Raw genomic sequence first — 16,009 nt, forward strand, 5'->3', positions numbered from 1 at the left:
CCGGGTGCCGGTGCGGTGTCCAGGCCCCGTCAGAACGGGTGCAGGAGGCGCCGGACGAACTGGCGGGTCCGCTCCTCGACGGGCTCGCGGAGCACCTGGTCGGGCGGGCCCTGCTCCAGCACCCGGCCCTGGTCGACGAACACCACGGTGTCGGCGACCTCGCGGGCGAACTGCAGCTCGTGGGTGACGATCACCATCGTCCAGCCCTCGCGCGCGAGCTCGAGGATGAGGCCGAGGACCTCGCCGACGAGCTCGGGGTCGAGCGCGGACGTCGGCTCGTCGAAGAGCAGCAGGTCGGGGTGCAGGGCCAGGGCGCGGACGATCCCGACGCGCTGCTGCTGCCCGCCGGAGAGCTGGGCGGGGTAGGCGTCGCGCTTGTCGGCCAGCCCGACGCGCGCGAGCAGGGACTCGGCCTCGGCGACGGCCTGCGCGGCGGGCCGCTTCTGCACGACGACGGGGCCCTCGGTGACGTTCTGCAGCACGGTCCGGTGCGGGAAGAGGTTGTGCTGCTGGAACACCATCCCGGACCGGTCGCGCAGCGCGTGCACGGCGCGGCGCGGCGGGCGGGTCGCGAAGTCGACGCGGGGGCCGCCGGACATCGCGACGACGCCGGAGTCGGGGGTCTCCAGGCCGTTGAGGCAGCGCAGCAGCGTCGTCTTGCCGGACCCCGACGCGCCGATCACGGCCACGACGTCGCCGCGGTGCACGGTCAGGTCGACGCCGTCGAGCACCTGCGTGGTGCCGAAGGCCTTGCGCACGCCCGTGACGGTGAGCAGCGGCTCGGACGTCGTCGGGGCGTCCTCGGTCGGGCGGTCCTCAGGTCGCGACATGACGCTCCAGCCTCGTCTCGAGCCGGCCCTGGACCGCGGACAGCGCCAGGCAGATCACCCAGTACAGGGCCGCGGCCTGCACGTACAGGGCCATGAACTCCTGGCTGAACGCGGCGATCTGCTGGGCCTCGCGGAACAGCTCGGTCACCAGGATGAGCGAGGCGAGCGAGGTGTCCTTGACCAGGGAGATGAACGTGTTGGACAGCGGCGGCACCGACACCCGGGCGGCCTGCGGGAGGATGACGCGCACCAGCGCGGTGCGGTGCGACATGCCGACGACGTACGCGGCCTCCCACTGCCCGCGGGGCACCGAGAGGATCGCGGCGCGCACGATCTCCGCGGCGTACCCGCCGACGTTGATCGAGAACGCGATGACGGCGCTCGGCCACGGGTCGATGAGCAGGCCGATCGACGGCAGCCCGTAGAAGATCACGAAGAGCTGCACCAGCAGCGGCGTGCCCCGGACCACGGACACGTACGCGCGCGCGAGCCACGACACGGCCCGCCGCCGCGACAGCCGCATGAGCGCCACGGCCACCGCGATCACCATCCCGCCCGCGAACGACACGAGCGCGAGCGGGATGGTGCCGCGGACGGCGCCGTCGATCATCGGGAGCAGCGACGACGCCGCCAGCCCCCAGTCCGGTGCCTCCACGGTCGGCTACTCCTGGGTGACGTCGGCGCCGAAGTACGTCTGCGAGATCTCCGCCAGCGTGCCGTCCTCGGCGAGCGTGGCCAGGGCCTCGTCGACCGCGTCGGCCAGCTCCTGGGACCCGGCCGCGAACGCGAACGCCTGGCGCGACACGTCCTCGGTCTCGGCGGCCACCTTCAGGCCGTCGCCGCCGGTCTGCGTCTCGTGGTCGAGGAACGTCAGCTCGTCGTTGATCGTCGCGGCGACCCGGCCCTGCTGCACGAGGGCGACGGCCTGCGCCCAGCCCTCCACGGCCTCGACGTTCGCCCCGGACTCCTCCGCCAGCGTGTACCAGTTGCTGGTCAGCGACTGCGCGGTGGTCTTGCCCTCCAGGTCCGCGAACGACGTGATCGACGTGTCGTCCTCCGGCACCACGACGACGCCGCGGCTGAAGGTGTACGGCGCGGAGAACGTGTATGCCTCCTCGCGCTCGGGCGTGATGGAGACCTGGTTGGCGATCGCGTCGAAGCGGCCCGACTCCAGGCCCGCGAAGATCGCGTCCCACTGGGTCTCCTCGAACTGTGCCTCGACGCCGAGCTCGGCGGCCACGGCGCGCGCGATCTCCACGTCGAAGCCGGTCAGCTCGCCCGAGCCGTCCTCGTGGTACGAGAACGGGCGGTAGGTGCCCTCGGTGCCGAAGACGATCACGCCGGCCTCCTGCACGGAGGTCAGGGAGTCGTCCTGCCCGCCCGAGGTGGCGGTCGGGGCGGCCTCGTCGGTGGTCGAGCACGCGGCCAGGCCCAGGCCGAGGGCGGTGACGGCGAGGATGCTGGGGATCAGACGGCGACGCATGGGAGTCCTTCGCTGGGTGGTGCGGGAGTCTGCCACGGGTGGTGGCGGGGGGCTCGTCGAGGGACGAGGGGCCGGACGGGCGCGTCAGGGGACGCGGGGTCGGGCGGGGCCGGCGCGGGAGCGCTCAGCGACGACAGCAGCGGCGACACGCGACGGTGGTCGCGTGGTGCACGGGCGCGCTGGTCATGGCCCGATGCCAGCACGTCTCGCGCCCGGTTCCCGCATCCGTCTCACGATGCGGGACGTCGCGTGGCGGGTGGCAGGCTGGGCGCGTGCCGTCGTACCGCGTGACCGCCGCGATCGGCCTCCTGCGACCCGGCACCGCCGCCCCCGACGTGCTCCCCGCCGCCGTCGACGCCGCCCGCCCCGGCGCGACCGTCGAGTCCTTCGACCTCGGCGTCGTCCGCGGCCAGGCCCGCGTCACCGTCCGCTTCGAGGTCCCCGGCGACGGTCAGGCCCGCAAGGTCGCCTGGGCCGTGCTCAGCCGCCTCGACGAGCTCGCCGAGACCACCGACGGCAGCCTCACCCGCCGCTACGGCAACCGTTGGCTGCCCACCCGGGCGCCCCGGCACTGACCGACCGGTCGGTCAGCGACCGTCCACGGCCCCGTCGACGTAGAGCCACGCACCGCGCTCCCGGACGAACCGGCTCACCTCGTGCAACGACCCCGGCCCGTCCGGGTGCCGGTAGAACGCGCGGAACTCCACCACGCCGTGGTCGTCCGTCGGCCCGCCCGCCCGCGTCATCACCACGTCGAGCCGGTACCAGCGCAGGTCCGGGTCGGGCGTCAGGTCCGCCGGCCGCGTCGACGGGTGCCACGTGCGGCCCAGGTAGTCCGCGTCACCCACCGCGAACGCGCTGTAGCGCGAGCGCATGAGCTGCTCCGCCGTGCCCGCCGCCACCCGCCCCGCGTGCAGCGGCCCGCAGCACTCCGCGTACGGCAGACCGCTCAGGCAGGGGCAGCGGCTCGGGTCCATGCCCCGATCATGCCCGCGCGCCGGGGCGCCGCGCCGCCCGTGCTCGGGCACGCTGGGGCGATGGGTGCCTGGGAGGACGCCGTCGACGACCTGTACGGCGGCCCGCTCGGCGACTTCGTGGCCCGCCGCGACGCCGCCGCCCGCGCCGCGCGCACCGCCGGCGACCGCGACCTCGCCGCCCGCGTCGCCGCCCTGCGCAAGCCCACCGTCGCCGCCTGGGCCGTCAACCTCCTCGTCCGCGACGACCCCTCCCTCGCCGACCAGGTCCGCGCCGTCGGCGAGGGACTGCGCGAGGCCGAGCGCACCCTCGACGGCCCCGCGCTGCGCGAGCTCACCACCCAGCGCCGCAAGCTCGTCGCCGGCCTCGCCCAGCAGGCCCGCCGGCTCGCCTCCGCCGCCGGGCAGAAGGTCTCCGACGCCGCCGCGCAGGAGGTCGAGCGCACCCTCACCGCCGCGCTCCTCGACCCCGCCGCCGCGCAGGCCGTCACCTCCGGCGCCCTGACCCACGCCCAGGAGCACGTCGGCTTCGGCGCGACCCCCGACACCCCGGACCCCGACGGTGCGGCTCGCGCCGGCTCAGCGAGCCAGGCTGGTGCCGACGCCGCACCCGGGCGCCGAGCCGTCACCGACGACGCCACGGCACCCGACCGCGCCGCCACGCCCGCCGCCGTCCCCGCTGGGCGACCCGCCACGCCACGCACCGACGACGCCACCGCCCGCCGCGCCGAGCAGGAGCGCGTCCGCGCCGAGCGCGACCGGGAACGCGCCGAGCGCGAGCGCGCACGCGCCGCCGAGGCCCTCGCCGCCGCCGAGGACACCCTCGCGCAGGCCCGCACCCGGCACGACGACGCCGCCCGCGCCGACCAGGACGCCCGCCGCGACCTCGAGGACGCGCAGCGCGCCTCGGAGGAGGCCTACCGCGCCGAGGAGGAGCTGGTCCGTGCGCTCGCGGACGTCCGCCGCCGCCTGGCCGAGGCCCGCTCCGCGCTGCCCCGCGCCGACGAGCGCCTCGTCGCCGCCCAGCAGCACGCCCGCCAGCAGGAGAAGGCGGTCCGCGCCGCGCAGCGCACCCTGGACCGCGCCGCCTCCGCCGCGGACCGCGCCCGCGCCCGCGCCTACGGCGCCGAGGGTGTCTGACCCCTGCCGGCCGTGCGGTCCGGGCGCTCGGGCCCGCGTACCTACGGGGCGGGCGTCTCGAAGCCGGTCGGGCGGATCGTGCGGGCGGGGACACCGGCGACCACCGTGTCCGCGGGGACGTCCCTCGTGACGACCGCACCGGCCCCGACGATCGCCCCGTCGCCGATCGTCACCCCGGGGACGATCGTGACGGCGGCGCCGATCCACACGCTCCTGCCGATCACGACGGGCGCGGGGAGCAGGTCGGCCCGACGGGCGGGGTCGACCGCGTGGTCGAGGGTCGCGATCGTGGTGCCGTGCCCGACCAGGGTCCCCTCGCCGATCGTGATGCCGCCGGTGTCCTGGAACCGGCACCCCTGGTTGATGAAGACGTCGCGACCGAGCACGAGGTTCTTGCCGAACTCGCAGTGGAACGGCGGGAACAGGGTGACGGAGTCGTCGACGGGCCTTCCGGTCAGGAGCGACAGCAGGTCGCGGACCTCGTCGGGCGGGTGGTACCGGGCGTTGAGCTCGGCCGTGATGCGCAGCGCGTCTTGGGCGGTCGCGTGGACGAAGGCCATCGCGTCCGAGCCCTTCGCGATGACGTCTCCGCGGCGTGCGTGGGCCAGGAAGTCGGACAGGTCCATCAGCGGCACCCCGTCGGGAGGTCCTCGCGACGCAGCCACCCGACCCGCCGGTCGCCGTCAGGGCAGGTCGGCCCGGTCGGCCTGGTCGGCCCGGCCGACGCGGTCGCTGCGGGCTGCCTCCTCAGGGGGCCGCGGGTCTCCTGCTCGGTCTGCATGCTCCGACGTTACGACGGCCCGGCCCGGGCAAGGGGGGCCCTGCCAGGGCCTCCCTTGCCTGCCCGCACGCACCGAGGCGTGGTTCGGCCGTCGACGGACGAGGCCTCACGCCCCGACGGGCAGGGGGCGGTCGGCGCGGACGGCGGTGAAGGCCTCGTGGGCGATCTCGACGGTGCGGTCGACGTCGGCCTCGGTGAGGGCGGCGTTGACGAAGTGGTTGTGGTGGGAGGTGAGGAAGACGCCGCGGCGGACCATCTGCGCGATCCACGCCTGGTGCAGGCCGAGGGAGTCGTCGTCGGCGAGGCGCAGGTAGAACAGGGCGGGCTCGCCGGACGCGACGAGGGTGAAGCCGTGCTCGCGGGCGGCGCCGACGAGGCCGTCGGTGAGGCGGGTGCCGAGGGTGCGGAAGCGGGTGGTGGCGTCGGTGTCGCGCAGCTTGGTGATGGTGGCGATCCCGGCGGCGAAGGGCACGGCGCTCATCCAGTACGAGCCCGTGTACGTCAGGGACGAGACGGCGTCCTTGAGCGAGTCCTTGCCGCACAGCGCGGACACGTTGTACCCGTTGGCGAGGGCCTTGCAGAAGCAGATGAGGTCGGCCTCGAACCCGTAGAAGTGGTCGGAGCCGGCGATGTCGAGGCGCCAGCCGGCGCGCACGTCGTCGACGACGAGGACGACGCCGTGCTCGTCGCACAGGCGCCGCACGCCCTGCCAGAACCCGGGGTCGGGGAGCACGTTGTCGACGAAGTTGCCGTGCATGTAGGGCTGGGCGACGAGGCCGGCGATCTGCCCGCGGTGCTCGGAGAACAGGCGGCGCAGCGCGGCCAGGTCGTTCCACGGCGCGTGCAGCACGTGCGCGACGTCCTCCTCGAGCACCCCGGGGTAGTCGAGCTTCTGCGCCCAGGGCGCGACCCCGTGGTAGTACCCGCCGAACAGCACGATCTTCTTGCGACGGGTCGCGGCGCGCGCCGTCATCACCGCGAGGGTGGTGGTGTCGCCGCCGTTCTTCGCGAAGAACGCCCAGTCGGCGCTGGCCACGGTGTCGACGAGCAGCTCGGCGAAGTCGACCATGACGGTCGACGGGATGGTCACGACGTCCTCGAGCCTGGCCTGGGCCTGCGCGGCGGCGTCGACGTCGGGGTCGTGGTACCCGAGGACGTTGGGGCCGTAGCCGCACATGTAGTCGATGAACTCGTTGCCGTCGACGTCCCAGAACCGCGAGCCCGCGGCGCGCGCCGAGAACAGCGGGAACGCCTCGCGGGGCACGTACACGCCCTCCGAGGGGCCCTGGTGGCCGTAGATGCCGGACGGGATGACGCGGGTGGCGCGGGCGAACGCGGCCCGGCTCTTCTCGTACGTGTAGGGCGTGGTCATGGCGGCGCTCACTCTCCGAGGTAGTGGCCGGCGCGGTCGAGGATCCGCGAGACGTTGTCGACGAGGGGGATGTAGCCGCGCATCGCGAGCGAGCCGTCGCAGATGCACGCCATGGCCGACGACCGGCCGGTGAGCACGTCGCCCGCGACGCCGAGGTCCGCGAACCGCAGCGCGGCCCGCGGCGGGCCGGTCGGCGACGGGTCGACGACGAGGTGGTGGTCGCGGGCCACGAGCCGGTAGCGCAGCTCGTCGCCGACCTCGAGGTCCACGGCGCCGTCGGCCATGTGCGCGGCGGAGTACCGGCCGGAGCGGTCCTCGTTGCCGACCACGGCGATCGCGGCGACGGCGACCGTCAGCGTCAGCAGGGTCGACGCGCGGGCGAACGCGGGGTCGGCGAGGTCGTCGGGCGTCGGGCGCAGGTACCGGGCGAGGAGCGCGCTCATCGGCACGAACACGCGGGTGAGGAAGCCCAGGCCGGCGGGCCCGCCGACCGGCACGGGCTGCGCGGTGCCGGCGACGACGCCGTTGAGGTGCTCCGGGGAGACGGTCAGCAGCGTGACGCGGCGGGCTCGACGGGCCTGCGCGGCGGCGTCGGGGCCGGGCGCGACGCCGCCGGACCGGAAGGTGAGCGTCAGGCTCGGGCCGCCGCGGGCGACGACGCGCAGCACGACGGGCGCGCGCAGGCCCGCCAGCAGGGCCTGCGCGTCGGGGGCGAGGTCGACGAGCGCGGGGATCGCGCCGAGCACGGCGTGCGCGTTGACGTGCGCGCTCACGCGGGGGTCGAGGTCAGTGAGCACGGTCGTCTCCTTCGGGCGTCGGGTCGGCCAGCCCGGCGAGCAGGTCGGCGTGCAGGGCTGCGGCGCGGCGGGCCGCGGCGTCGTCGCGGTCGGCCAGCCACGTGGTGGTCAGCCCGTCGAGGGTGACGACGAGCATCCGGGCGGCGTCGGCGGGCGGCACCCGCCACGTGCACCCGGTCACGGCGGCGGCGTGCGCGAGCGTGTCCGTGGCGACCCCGTAGTAGGTGACGTACTGCGGCACGGGGGCGGCGTCGCCGCGGCGCAGGCTGTGCACGAACAGGTCGAGCAGCGCGGTCTCGCGCGCGGGGTCCGCGGCCAGCAGGTCGAGGTAGCCCTCGAACCCGGTGCGCAGCAGGTGCGCGAGGGCGTCGCGGCCGGTCGCCCCGGGCGGCACGTGCGCGTGCTGCACCGCGATCCGCTCGGTGTCGGTGACGTGCGCGATGACGGCGTCGAGCAGCGCCTCGCGGGTGCCGAACGCGTAGTGCAGCTGGCCCAGCGGGATCCCGGCCTCGGTGGTCACGGCACGGGTCGAGGCCTGGGCGACCCCGTCGCGGGCGATCACCCGCACCGCGGCCTCGACCAGCTGGGCGCGCCGCTCCTCGACGCTCCGGCGCGCGGTCACCGGGCCTGCTCGCCCGTGCCCGCCGCGACGGTCACGGGTGCCTCGCGGCGTTCCGTGGCGCCGGTCAGCCGGGCCGTCACCGTGAGCACGAGCCGCCGCGGCAGCCGGGGTGTGAGCACCGACGTGACGCGGTTGCGCCACCCGACGACCGCCGTCGGCAGCGGGCCGCGGCCACGGGCGGCGCGCATCGCGACGTCGACGACCTGCTCGACCGTGACGACCTGCCCGACCTTGAACCGCTCGGTGCCCGCGACCTGGAAGAACTCGGTGTCCGCCGGGCCCGGGCACAGGCACACCACCGTGAGGGCGCTGCCGCGCGTCTCCGCCCAGACCGCCTCCGTCAGCGACGTCACGTACGCCTTGGTCGCGGCGTAGACGGCCAGGCCCGGCACCGGCTGGAACGACGCGGTGCTCGAGACGTTGACGAGCAGGCCCGCGGGCGAGGCGAGCAGCGACGGCAGCAGCAGGCGCGTCAGCACGGTCAGCGCGCGGACGTTGACGTCGACCTCCTCCGCGATGCGCGCGGGATCCTCGTCGACGAGGTTCTCCGCGGTGCCGAACCCGGCGGCGTTGACGAGCACGTCGGGGCCCAGGTCCGCGACCGCCGCGGCGACCCGGGCCGGCCCGGCGGGGTCCGCGAGGTCGACGGCGACGACGTGCGCGGCCACCCCGTGCGCGGTGCGCAGCTCGTCGGCGAGGGCCTCCAGCCGGTCCGCGCGGCGGGCGACGAGCACGACGTCGTGGTCGCGGGCGGCCAGCGCCCGGGCGATCCCGGCGCCGAGGCCCGAGCTGGCGCCGGTGACGACGGCGGTGCGGCGTGCGGTCACGGTTCCTCCCCGTCCGACGATCTTGGTCGATCGACCAAGTGGGCACACGCTCCCGCACCGCACGGCCCCGCGGCAAGGGGCGCCGCAAGAGTTCACCGGTCGGAAACGCGCGACGTGACGCGTCTCGCACCCCGCCGGGCCCGGGCTGGGGCCGACGTCCTGCCGTCGGGCCGCACGCAGCGCCATGATGGGCCCGTGCCCAGGACACCGGACGACGACGAGCTCGAGCTCATCCGACGCTCGGGCACGGTGCTGCGCGTCGGACGGCTGAGCCTGTCCGCCGGCACCGGCTCCTACCGCGTCAAGGCCTCCATGGCCCGCGTGGCCCGCGCGCTCGGCATCGACCGCCACGAGGCGCACGTGACCCTCACGGAGATCACCACCACCTCGCACCGGGGCCGCTCGTTCCGCACCGAGGTCACCGAGTCCCGCACCGTCGGCGTCAACACCGACCGCCTCGCCGAGCTCGAGCTGCTCGCCCAGCGCGTCGAGGCGCAGGCACCCGTCACGGTCGAGCAGGTCGGCGCCGAGATCGACCGCATCGCCAGCAAGCCGCCCCTGTACCCGGTGGTGCTCAACGGCCTGTGGGCGGCCATCGCGTGCGCGGCGTTCGCGTTCCTCAACAACGGCGGGCCCATCGAGGTGCTCGGCGCCTTCGTCGGCGCCGGCCTCGGCCAGGCCCTGCGCCGCACGCTGCTGCACCGCGGGCTCAACCAGTTCGGCGTCACCATGCTCGCCGCGACCCTGTCCGCCACCGCGTACCTCGGCTTCGTCCAGGTGCTCCACGCCGTCGGCGCCACCGGCGGCGTCCACGAGACCGGGTACGTCGCCGCGGCCCTGTTCCTCGTCCCCGGCTTCCCGCTCGTCACCGGCGCCCTCGACCTCGCCCGCCTCGACTTCTCCGCCGGCGTCGCGCGCCTGACCTGGGCCGTCATGATCTTCGTGTCCGCGGCCTTCGCCGTCTGGGCCGTCTCGATCGTCGTCGGCCTGCGCCCCGACCCGCCGATGCCGATCGAGATCGCCCCCGGCCTGCTGCTGGCCCTGCGGCTGCTCGCGTCGTTCGTCGGCGTGCTCGGCTTCGCCCTGATGTTCAACAGCCCGTGGCGCATGGCCCTCGTCGCCGCCGGCGTCGCCGCCGTGCCGAACGTGCTGCGGATCGTCGCCGTGGCCGACCTGGCCTGGCCCCCGCAGGCGTCCGCCGCCGTCGCCGCGTTCCTCGTCGGTCTGCTCGCCGCGTGGATCGCGCCCCGGCTGAACATCCCGCGGATCACCGTCTACGTCCCCGCCGTGACGATCATGGTGCCCGGCGTCCCCGCCTACCGGGCGGTCTACCACCTGTCCAACGGCGACGTGACGCAGGCCCTCGAGTACGGCGTCCAGGCCGCGCTCATCGTCACCGCGCTGTCCGTCGGTCTCGCCGTCGCCCGCATGGTCACCGACCGCGAGTGGGGCTTCGAGCACTGAGCACGGCGCCCGCCACGACGCGCCCCGTAGACACTTTGGTCGCACCGCCCGTGGCCCGGTACCCTGACGCCGTACTCGGAGACGTCGCATAGCCAGGTCTAGTGCGCGGCCCTGCTAAGGCCGTGAAGGGGTCAACCCTTCCGTGGGTTCAAATCCCACCGTCTCCGCCGGTCGATGTCGTACGACGTCGGCAGCAGCCCGGGCCCCTCAGGCCCGGGCTGCTCTGCTCTGCGGGACGTCAGCCGGAGATGGCGTCCGGCACGGTGTCCAGCGCGGCGAACGCCGGTGCCATCGCCTCGATCTCGCTGGCGGGGAGCCACTGCGACGCGATCGTGCGCCAGTCGCTGACCGCCGCCGCCACCTCGGCGAGCACCTGCCGCGCGGCGGTCGGAGAGAGGCGGAACGCCGGCGCGACCGACAGTGCCAGGTCGAGGGTCGCGGCGTCGTCGGCGCCGTCGACGTACGTCGAGAGGTGCGTCGGGCCCGGCTCGGGCTGAGGGTTGAGGTCGAACGCGGGGGCGAGGCGCCACGACGTGCCCCCGGCGTGCAGGAAGCCGTGGTTGCGCAGGTGGTCGTCGGTGTTGCTGACCAGGATGCTGAGCACGAGGCGGCGCCACAGCTCGGCCAGGTCTCGGCCCGTGCGGGACGAGCGCTCCTCGATCACCTCGGCGATGTCGAGGTAGCTGCGCTGCTCGCCGTCGGTGGCCTCCAGCATCGTCATCGCGCTGACGTAGCCGACGCGGTGGCCCGCAGGGGTGCGGTCGAACCGCTCGACGACGAGCACGTGCCGCCCGGCGAGCCGCAGCAGCCGCGATGCGGAGACGTCGATCCCCGCACGGGCGGCCAGCTCCAGGGCCACCTTCTCCCAGGCCATGACGTTCCACGTGTCGTGCGCGGCCGAGGGGAACTTGGCGATGGCGACCCGGCCCTCGGGAGTCATGACGTGGGCCTTCGGGCGGGCCCCGCCGAGGGAGCTGCCCACGCGGAGCAGCCGTCTCAGGTCCGGGAGCGGCGCGTCGTCGCGCTCGGCCGCGTCGGCGAGGGCCATGAGCTCGGGCAGGTCGGTGAGCGCGGGGACGCCGGTGTCGTCCGTCGCGAGGAAGGGACCGTCGTCCACGCTGAACCGCAGCGCGCCCTGACGCAGGTCGTCACGGACCCCCAGCAGGAAGTCGATCTCGCCGAGCGTGCGCGCCGCGCGCCCCTCCTCGCGTGCGGTCCGTGCCTCCGCCCTTGAGATCAGCGTGCGTCCCCAGCGGTCCGGTGCACAGTCGCTCAGCGCTCCGAACAGGCGTGTGCCGACCGGGGTCTGCGTCGGTGCCGTGCTCAGCGGAAGGGTCGGGTCCAGCTCGTACGCACCGGGGCGCGCGACGAAGGACGAGGCGTAGACGAAGGTGGCGGACTCGGTGCGCCCGCGCCGGTGCGAGTACAGGGTCCCAGCGTCCACGTCCGTCCCGCGGTCGCTCACCCAGACCCGGACGGGAGGCCCGCTCACGACGGCTGCCGGCGACGGACACGAGCCGGCAGCGCCTCGGCGGCACGGAGTCGTCCGACGTCGGTCGTCAGCGGGTCGACAGACGCGGTGAGCTGGTCGAGCACCCCCAGCGCCCGTGCGACGCGCAGGAGGGACTCGATCGTGCCGCCACGGCCCTGCTCGATGCGTCGAAGGGTGGTGACGCCGACCCCGGCGCGGTCGGCGGTCTCCGCCAGGGTCAGCTCGCGCAGCCGGCGCCACCGGCCGAGCGACTCGCCCATCTCGACCGCTGCCCGTGCCACCGCGCGAGGAGTTCCGGTCGTCATGGGTCCCCTTAAGCATCGAGAGTGATCTCTGAGCGAGGTTAAGCGATCGATATCGACGTGTCACGCATCGTCGGCACTCCGAGGACCTCATCCGGCGCATGCGGCGCGGGCCGGTGTCATCGCGCGCCGGCGCGGGAGAGGAGCGGGTCGCGCAGGACGCTCTCGTGCATGGCCGTCGTGTCGGGGAGCGCGGACGCGGCCCCGGACGTGACGGCGGGCCAGTGAGCGTCGAGCCACTGCCGCTCGCCCTCGTCCAGGCGGTCCAGCCGACGTCGCAGCAGTCCGGCGACCACCTCGACGCGCGCGCGGTCGTCGTGCGCGTGGCGCAGGAGGTAGGCGAGGGCTGTGATGACGGGGGAGAGGTCGTCGCCGCGCACGGTCGTGCGCGTGCGGGAGAGCGTGGCGGACAGGCGTCGGAGCACGTCGTCCCAGCAGCGGTCGTCGCCGACGGCGGCGAGGCCGATCAGCGCGTACTCCCGCACGACGCGGTCCGGGTCGTCGAGCGCGTCGGCGAGCACGGTGTCCACGCCGTCCTCGCGACGCTTGGTGAGGGCGAGGAGCGCGGCCCACCGGACGTCGCTGGTGCCGGGACCACGGGCGGCGACCCGGCGTCGCAGGACCTGGCCCCCGTGCGGTCCGTCGACGTCGCCGAGAGCCGCGGTCACGGTGACGGCCCGCCAGCCACGCAGGTCGTCCAGCTCGGCCAGCACGCGGTCACCCTCGGCGCCGAGCCCGACCGCCGCGGCGACGGCTCGCTCGAACGTGGCGGTCCGGGCCGATCGCAGGCCCGCCGCGACCTCGTCGACCGTGGTCGGGACGCGGGCGGCAGGTCCGGTGCTCACCGCTGCATCGTGCCGCGCCGTCCCCGCCGTGCCGGGAGGGTCGGCGGCGCGCCCGGTCAGGGCTCGGCCGGCAGGCCCTCGTCGGCCGTCGCGGCGGCGCGGGTGATGACGAGCGGCGCGAGCGTGGGGGGCAGCGGGGACGCGCCCGGGCCGCCCGCGCGCAGCCAGCCGTCGAGGTCGGCGGTCGCGTCGTCGCCGGCGAGCTGCTCGAACCACACCGGGCGCGCGCCGGAGCGCCGGCAGGCGGGGGACGGGCGGGCCACCACGACGTCGCCTCGCTCGCACTCGTCGAGGCAGTCGACGAACGTCAGCCGCGCGGCACCCGCGTCCGCGACGGCGCGCAGCCGTGCCGCCTGCCCGCCGGGCAGCGGGTCACGACCCTCGAGGGTCTCGCCCGCGCACAGCCGGCACGCGGTCAGCCCGGGGGTCGTCTCGGTGGGGCTCACGTCCGCTGGCACCGGGCGACACTACGGCCTCCGGGCGCGGGCGCCGGGCTCGCGCTGCGGTCACAGGCCACGCAGCAGGTCCTCCATCTCCGCGATCTCGGCCTCCTGGTCCTCGATGATCTGCTCCGCCAGGTCCAGGGCGGCCGGGTCGGAGCCGTCGGCGAGCTCGACCTCGGACATCTCGACCGCGCCCCGGTGGTGGGCGATCATCAGGTCGAGGAAGCTCCGGTCGACGTCGAGGCCGTCGAGGCCCTCCAGCGACGCCATGGCCTCCTGCTGGTCCATGCCCTCCATGTCCATCCCGCCGTGGTCCATGCCCCCGTGGTCCATGCCGGCCGGCTCGGGCTCGCCCCACGCGTCGAGCCACCCCTGCATGAGCTCGATCTCCGGGCCCTGCGCGTCCCGGATGCGCTCGGCGAGCTCCCGGACCTCGTCGGTCGTGGCGTCCTCGACCGCCAGCTCCGCCATCTCCACCGCGCCCTCGTGGTGGACGATCATCATCTGCGCGAACCACACGTCGGTCTCGTTCACGCCGGCCGCGTCGGCCGACGCGGCGGGTGCCGAGCCGGCGTCCGTGCCGCTCTGCCCCGCGCAGCCGGTGAGCAGCAGGGCGAGCGTCAGCGCGGTCGCGGCACCGGCGGTGCGCAGGCGGGTCCTGGTCACGATCGGGCTCCTTCGGGTCGGGGGCGGGACGTCGGTCCCGTCCGCACCTCCAGCCTGCGGCCACCTGCCCGCGCGTCCGGTCGGCGGACGATCAAGGTTCGATGAAGATCGCGCGCCCCGGCCCGCGCGGGCCGCACGATGGGGGACGTGACCGCCCCGCAGACCGTCCCCGACCGCCGGGCCGTCGTCGTCGACGACGAGCAGGCCCTCGCGCGGCTCGTCGCGGGGTACCTCGAGCGGGACGGGTTCGAGACCGTCGTGTGCCACGACGGTCTGCAGGCCGTCGACGTGCTGCGCGACGTCGACCCGGACCTCGTCGTGCTGGACCTGGGCCTGCCCGGGCTCGACGGCGTCGAGGTCTGCCGGCGCCTGCGCACGTTCTCCGACTGCTACGTCGTCATGCTCACCGCCCGCGCCGACGAGGTCGACACGCTCGTCGGGCTGTCCGTCGGGGCCGACGACTACATGACGAAGCCGTTCAGCCCCCGCGAGCTCGTGGCCCGCGTCGGCGCGCTCATGCGCCGGCCCCGCCGCGACGTGACGCTCGCGCCGGCCCGCGGCGGCACCGTGCTCGAGGTCGGGCCGCTGCGGATCGACGTCGACGCCCGCGAGGTCCACCTCGACGGCGCACCCGTGCCGCTGACCCGCACCGAGCTGGACGTGCTCGCCGCGCTCGCGGCCCGCCCGGAACGCGTCCTGACCCGGCGCGCGCTCATCGACGCCGTCTGGGGCCCGGGCTGGGTCGGGGACGACCACCTCGTCGACGTCCACGTGCTGCACGTGCGGCGCAAGCTCGGCGACACGGCCGAGGCCCAACGGTTCGTCCGGACCGTGCGCGGGGTCGGCTACCGGATCGGCACGGGCGCGTGAGGCCGGGGGCGACGCGCGGCCTCGTGGCCCGGCTGCTCGCCGCGATCGTCGTGGTGCTGGCCACCGGCGCGCTCACGGCCTGGCTCGTCGCGTCCGTCATCGGGCCGGGCCTCTTCCACGAGCACATGGTGCGCGCGGGCGTGGGCGACCACGACGCCGCGGTGCTGCACGCGGAGGAGGCGTTCCGCGACGCCAGCACCGTCTCGCTCGCGCTCGCGACCGCCGCGGCCGCGCTGGCGTCGGCGGCCGTCAGCCTCGTGCTGGCGCGACGGATCGGGCGGTCGCTGGCGGCGGTGTCCGACGCCGCGGCCCGGGTGGGGGCGGGCGACTACGCCCACCGGGTCCCCGCGCCGGGCCTCGGGCGGGAGTTCGACGACCTCGCGGCCTCGTTCAACACGATGGGCGACCGCCTGCACGAGGCCGACCGGCTGCGCGCCCGCCTGCTCGCGGACGTCGCCCACGAGCTGCGCACGCCCGTCGCCACGCTCGCCGGGTACGTGGAGGCCGTCGAGGACGGCGTGCAGACGATGGACGCCACGACGATCGCGGTGCTGCGCGAGCAGACGGTGCGCCTGACCCGGCTCGCGGAGGACCTCGCGGCGGTCACCCGCGCCGAGGCCGGCGACGTCGCGCTCGACCGGGCCGCCGTCGCGCCCGCCGAGCTGCTCGACGCCGCGGCGGCCGCGGTCCGGGAGCGGGCCGCCGCCGCGGGGGTCGCGGTCGTCGTCGTGCCCGCCGCCGGCGTGCCGCCCGTCCTGGCCGACCGCACGCGCGCCGCGCAGGTGCTGGACAACCTCCTGACCAACGCCGTGCGGCACACGCCCGCCGGGGGCACGGTCACGCTGTCCGCCCGGCCGGGCGACGGCACGGTCGCGATCGACGTCGCGGACACCGGCGAGGGCATCGGCGCGACCCACCTGCTGCACGTCTTCGAGCGGTTCTACCGCGTCGACACCGCGCGGGACCGGGGCCGCGGCGGTGCCGGCATCGGGCTGGCGATCAGCCGGGCGCTCGCGCTCGCGCACGGCGGCGACCTCGTCGCGTCCAGCCCGGGGCCGGGCGGGGGATCGACGTTCACCCTCACGCTGCCCACCGCCTGAG

At 75.5% G+C, this 16,009-nt stretch carries 19 protein-coding genes and 1 tRNA gene; 6 read left to right on the forward strand and 14 right to left on the reverse strand.

Features of this window, described 5'->3' with window-relative positions:
• Positions 1-29 precede the first annotated feature (29 nt).
• The 3 genes from BKA21_RS12680 to BKA21_RS12690 are packed head-to-tail and all read right to left on the reverse strand — an operon-like array spanning position 30 to position 2,313.
• Positions 30-830: an amino acid ABC transporter ATP-binding protein gene (locus tag BKA21_RS12680; RefSeq protein WP_140459454.1), complete on the reverse strand. Its 801-nt coding sequence runs from the start codon at positions 828-830 to the stop codon at positions 30-32.
• Positions 817-1,440 carry an amino acid ABC transporter permease gene (locus tag BKA21_RS12685; protein WP_140459687.1) on the reverse strand — a complete coding sequence of 208 codons (624 nt, stop codon included), beginning with the start codon at positions 1,438-1,440 and terminating at the stop codon, positions 817-819. The genes BKA21_RS12680 and BKA21_RS12685 overlap by 14 nt, the downstream gene beginning before the upstream one ends.
• Positions 1,441-1,491: 51 nt before the next feature.
• Positions 1,492-2,313, reverse strand: coding sequence for an amino acid ABC transporter substrate-binding protein (locus BKA21_RS12690; protein ID WP_140459455.1), 822 nt, complete (start codon positions 2,311-2,313; stop codon positions 1,492-1,494).
• 272 nt (positions 2,314-2,585) lie between these two features.
• On the opposite strand from BKA21_RS12690, the gene BKA21_RS12695 reads away from it, so the two are divergent.
• The gene (locus BKA21_RS12695) at positions 2,586-2,888 is read left to right on the forward strand and encodes a hypothetical protein (protein WP_140459456.1); all 303 of its coding nucleotides are present in this window, start codon (positions 2,586-2,588) and stop codon (positions 2,886-2,888) included.
• A gap of 12 nt (positions 2,889-2,900) precedes the next feature.
• Here BKA21_RS12695 and BKA21_RS12700 read toward each other — a convergent pair whose 3' ends face one another.
• A complete protein-coding gene (locus BKA21_RS12700) occupies positions 2,901-3,290 on the reverse strand; it encodes a YchJ family protein (protein ID WP_140459457.1) in 390 nt (129 codons plus the stop codon).
• 60 nt (positions 3,291-3,350) lie between these two features.
• Between BKA21_RS12700 and BKA21_RS12705 the strand changes: the two genes are divergently transcribed.
• The gene (locus BKA21_RS12705; protein WP_140459458.1) at positions 3,351-4,427 is read left to right on the forward strand and encodes a coiled-coil domain-containing protein; all 1,077 of its coding nucleotides are present in this window, start codon (positions 3,351-3,353) and stop codon (positions 4,425-4,427) included.
• 41 nt (positions 4,428-4,468) lie between these two features.
• Here the strand turns inward: BKA21_RS12705 and BKA21_RS12710 are convergent, their stop codons facing one another.
• The 5 genes from BKA21_RS12710 to BKA21_RS12730 all read right to left on the reverse strand — a co-directional run bounded on the left by BKA21_RS12710 (position 4,469) and on the right by BKA21_RS12730 (position 8,826).
• Complete coding sequence (locus BKA21_RS12710) at positions 4,469-5,053, reverse strand: DapH/DapD/GlmU-related protein (protein ID WP_140459459.1); 585 nt, start codon at positions 5,051-5,053, stop codon at positions 4,469-4,471.
• Between the two features lie 261 nt (positions 5,054-5,314).
• A complete protein-coding gene (locus BKA21_RS12715; protein ID WP_140459460.1) occupies positions 5,315-6,580 on the reverse strand; it encodes an aminotransferase class III-fold pyridoxal phosphate-dependent enzyme in 1,266 nt (421 codons plus the stop codon).
• Between the two features lie 8 nt (positions 6,581-6,588).
• Complete coding sequence (locus BKA21_RS12720; protein WP_140459461.1) at positions 6,589-7,377, reverse strand: hypothetical protein; 789 nt, start codon at positions 7,375-7,377, stop codon at positions 6,589-6,591.
• Positions 7,367-7,999, reverse strand: a complete 633-nt coding sequence (locus BKA21_RS12725; RefSeq protein ID WP_170209035.1) for a TetR/AcrR family transcriptional regulator — start codon at positions 7,997-7,999, stop codon at positions 7,367-7,369. The genes BKA21_RS12720 and BKA21_RS12725 overlap by 11 nt, the downstream gene beginning before the upstream one ends.
• Positions 7,996-8,826 carry an SDR family NAD(P)-dependent oxidoreductase gene (locus BKA21_RS12730; RefSeq protein ID WP_239072829.1) on the reverse strand — a complete coding sequence of 277 codons (831 nt, stop codon included), beginning with the start codon at positions 8,824-8,826 and terminating at the stop codon, positions 7,996-7,998. The genes BKA21_RS12725 and BKA21_RS12730 overlap by 4 nt, the downstream gene beginning before the upstream one ends.
• A 195-nt stretch (positions 8,827-9,021) precedes the next feature.
• Between BKA21_RS12730 and BKA21_RS12735 the strand changes: the two genes are divergently transcribed.
• Positions 9,022-10,290 (forward strand): threonine/serine exporter family protein, encoded by a 1,269-nt coding sequence (locus tag BKA21_RS12735; RefSeq protein WP_140459464.1) that lies wholly within the window; start codon positions 9,022-9,024, stop codon positions 10,288-10,290.
• A 77-nt stretch (positions 10,291-10,367) separates the two neighbouring features.
• Positions 10,368-10,457 (forward strand) — tRNA-Ser (locus BKA21_RS12740).
• 71 nt (positions 10,458-10,528) lie between these two features.
• Here BKA21_RS12740 and BKA21_RS12745 read toward each other — a convergent pair.
• The 5 genes from BKA21_RS12745 to BKA21_RS12765 form a co-directional block, all read right to left on the reverse strand.
• Complete coding sequence (locus BKA21_RS12745; RefSeq protein WP_239072828.1) at positions 10,529-11,734, reverse strand: type II toxin-antitoxin system HipA family toxin; 1,206 nt, start codon at positions 11,732-11,734, stop codon at positions 10,529-10,531.
• Between the two features lie 44 nt (positions 11,735-11,778).
• A complete protein-coding gene (locus BKA21_RS12750; RefSeq protein WP_140459466.1) occupies positions 11,779-12,087 on the reverse strand; it encodes a helix-turn-helix domain-containing protein in 309 nt (102 codons plus the stop codon).
• A gap of 116 nt (positions 12,088-12,203) precedes the next feature.
• Positions 12,204-12,929 (reverse strand): HEAT repeat domain-containing protein, encoded by a 726-nt coding sequence (locus tag BKA21_RS12755; RefSeq protein WP_140459467.1) that lies wholly within the window; start codon positions 12,927-12,929, stop codon positions 12,204-12,206.
• A 56-nt stretch (positions 12,930-12,985) separates the two neighbouring features.
• The gene (locus BKA21_RS12760; RefSeq protein ID WP_140459468.1) at positions 12,986-13,387 is read right to left on the reverse strand and encodes a hypothetical protein; all 402 of its coding nucleotides are present in this window, start codon (positions 13,385-13,387) and stop codon (positions 12,986-12,988) included.
• Positions 13,388-13,435: 48 nt separating this feature from the next.
• A complete protein-coding gene (locus BKA21_RS12765; protein WP_140459469.1) occupies positions 13,436-14,038 on the reverse strand; it encodes a DUF305 domain-containing protein in 603 nt (200 codons plus the stop codon).
• A 138-nt stretch (positions 14,039-14,176) separates the two neighbouring features.
• On the opposite strand from BKA21_RS12765, the gene BKA21_RS12770 reads away from it, so the two are divergent.
• Positions 14,177-14,908 carry a response regulator gene (locus tag BKA21_RS12770; protein ID WP_140459470.1) on the forward strand — a complete coding sequence of 244 codons (732 nt, stop codon included), beginning with the start codon at positions 14,177-14,179 and terminating at the stop codon, positions 14,906-14,908.
• Positions 14,905-16,008: a sensor histidine kinase gene (locus BKA21_RS12775; RefSeq protein WP_140459471.1), complete on the forward strand. Its 1,104-nt coding sequence runs from the start codon at positions 14,905-14,907 to the stop codon at positions 16,006-16,008. Before BKA21_RS12770 ends, BKA21_RS12775 begins: the two co-directional genes overlap by 4 nt.
• Position 16,009 lies beyond the last annotated feature (1 nt).

Source organism: Cellulomonas oligotrophica, from assembly GCF_013409875.1.
GTDB lineage: Bacteria > Actinomycetota > Actinomycetes > Actinomycetales > Cellulomonadaceae > Cellulomonas > Cellulomonas oligotrophica.

Bases quoted from the DNA above. Each gene is read 5' to 3' on its own strand.
- BKA21_RS12680 (WP_140459454.1), bottom strand. From the start codon at position 830: ATGTCGCGACCTGAGGACCGCCCGACCGAGGACGCCCCGACGACGTCC.
- BKA21_RS12685 (WP_140459687.1), bottom strand. From the start codon at position 1,440: ATGATCGACGGCGCCGTCCGCGGCACCATCCCGCTCGCGCTCGTGTCG.
- BKA21_RS12690 (WP_140459455.1), bottom strand. From the start codon at position 2,313: ATGCGTCGCCGTCTGATCCCCAGCATCCTCGCCGTCACCGCCCTCGGC.
- BKA21_RS12700 (WP_140459457.1), bottom strand. From the start codon at position 3,290: ATGGACCCGAGCCGCTGCCCCTGCCTGAGCGGTCTGCCGTACGCGGAG.
- BKA21_RS12705 (WP_140459458.1), top strand. From the start codon at position 3,351: ATGGGTGCCTGGGAGGACGCCGTCGACGACCTGTACGGCGGCCCGCTC.
- BKA21_RS12710 (WP_140459459.1), bottom strand. From the start codon at position 5,053: ATGGACCTGTCCGACTTCCTGGCCCACGCACGCCGCGGAGACGTCATC.
- BKA21_RS12715 (WP_140459460.1), bottom strand. From the start codon at position 6,580: ATGACCACGCCCTACACGTACGAGAAGAGCCGGGCCGCGTTCGCCCGC.
- BKA21_RS12750 (WP_140459466.1), bottom strand. From the start codon at position 12,087: ATGACGACCGGAACTCCTCGCGCGGTGGCACGGGCAGCGGTCGAGATG.
- BKA21_RS12770 (WP_140459470.1), top strand. From the start codon at position 14,177: ATGGGGGACGTGACCGCCCCGCAGACCGTCCCCGACCGCCGGGCCGTC.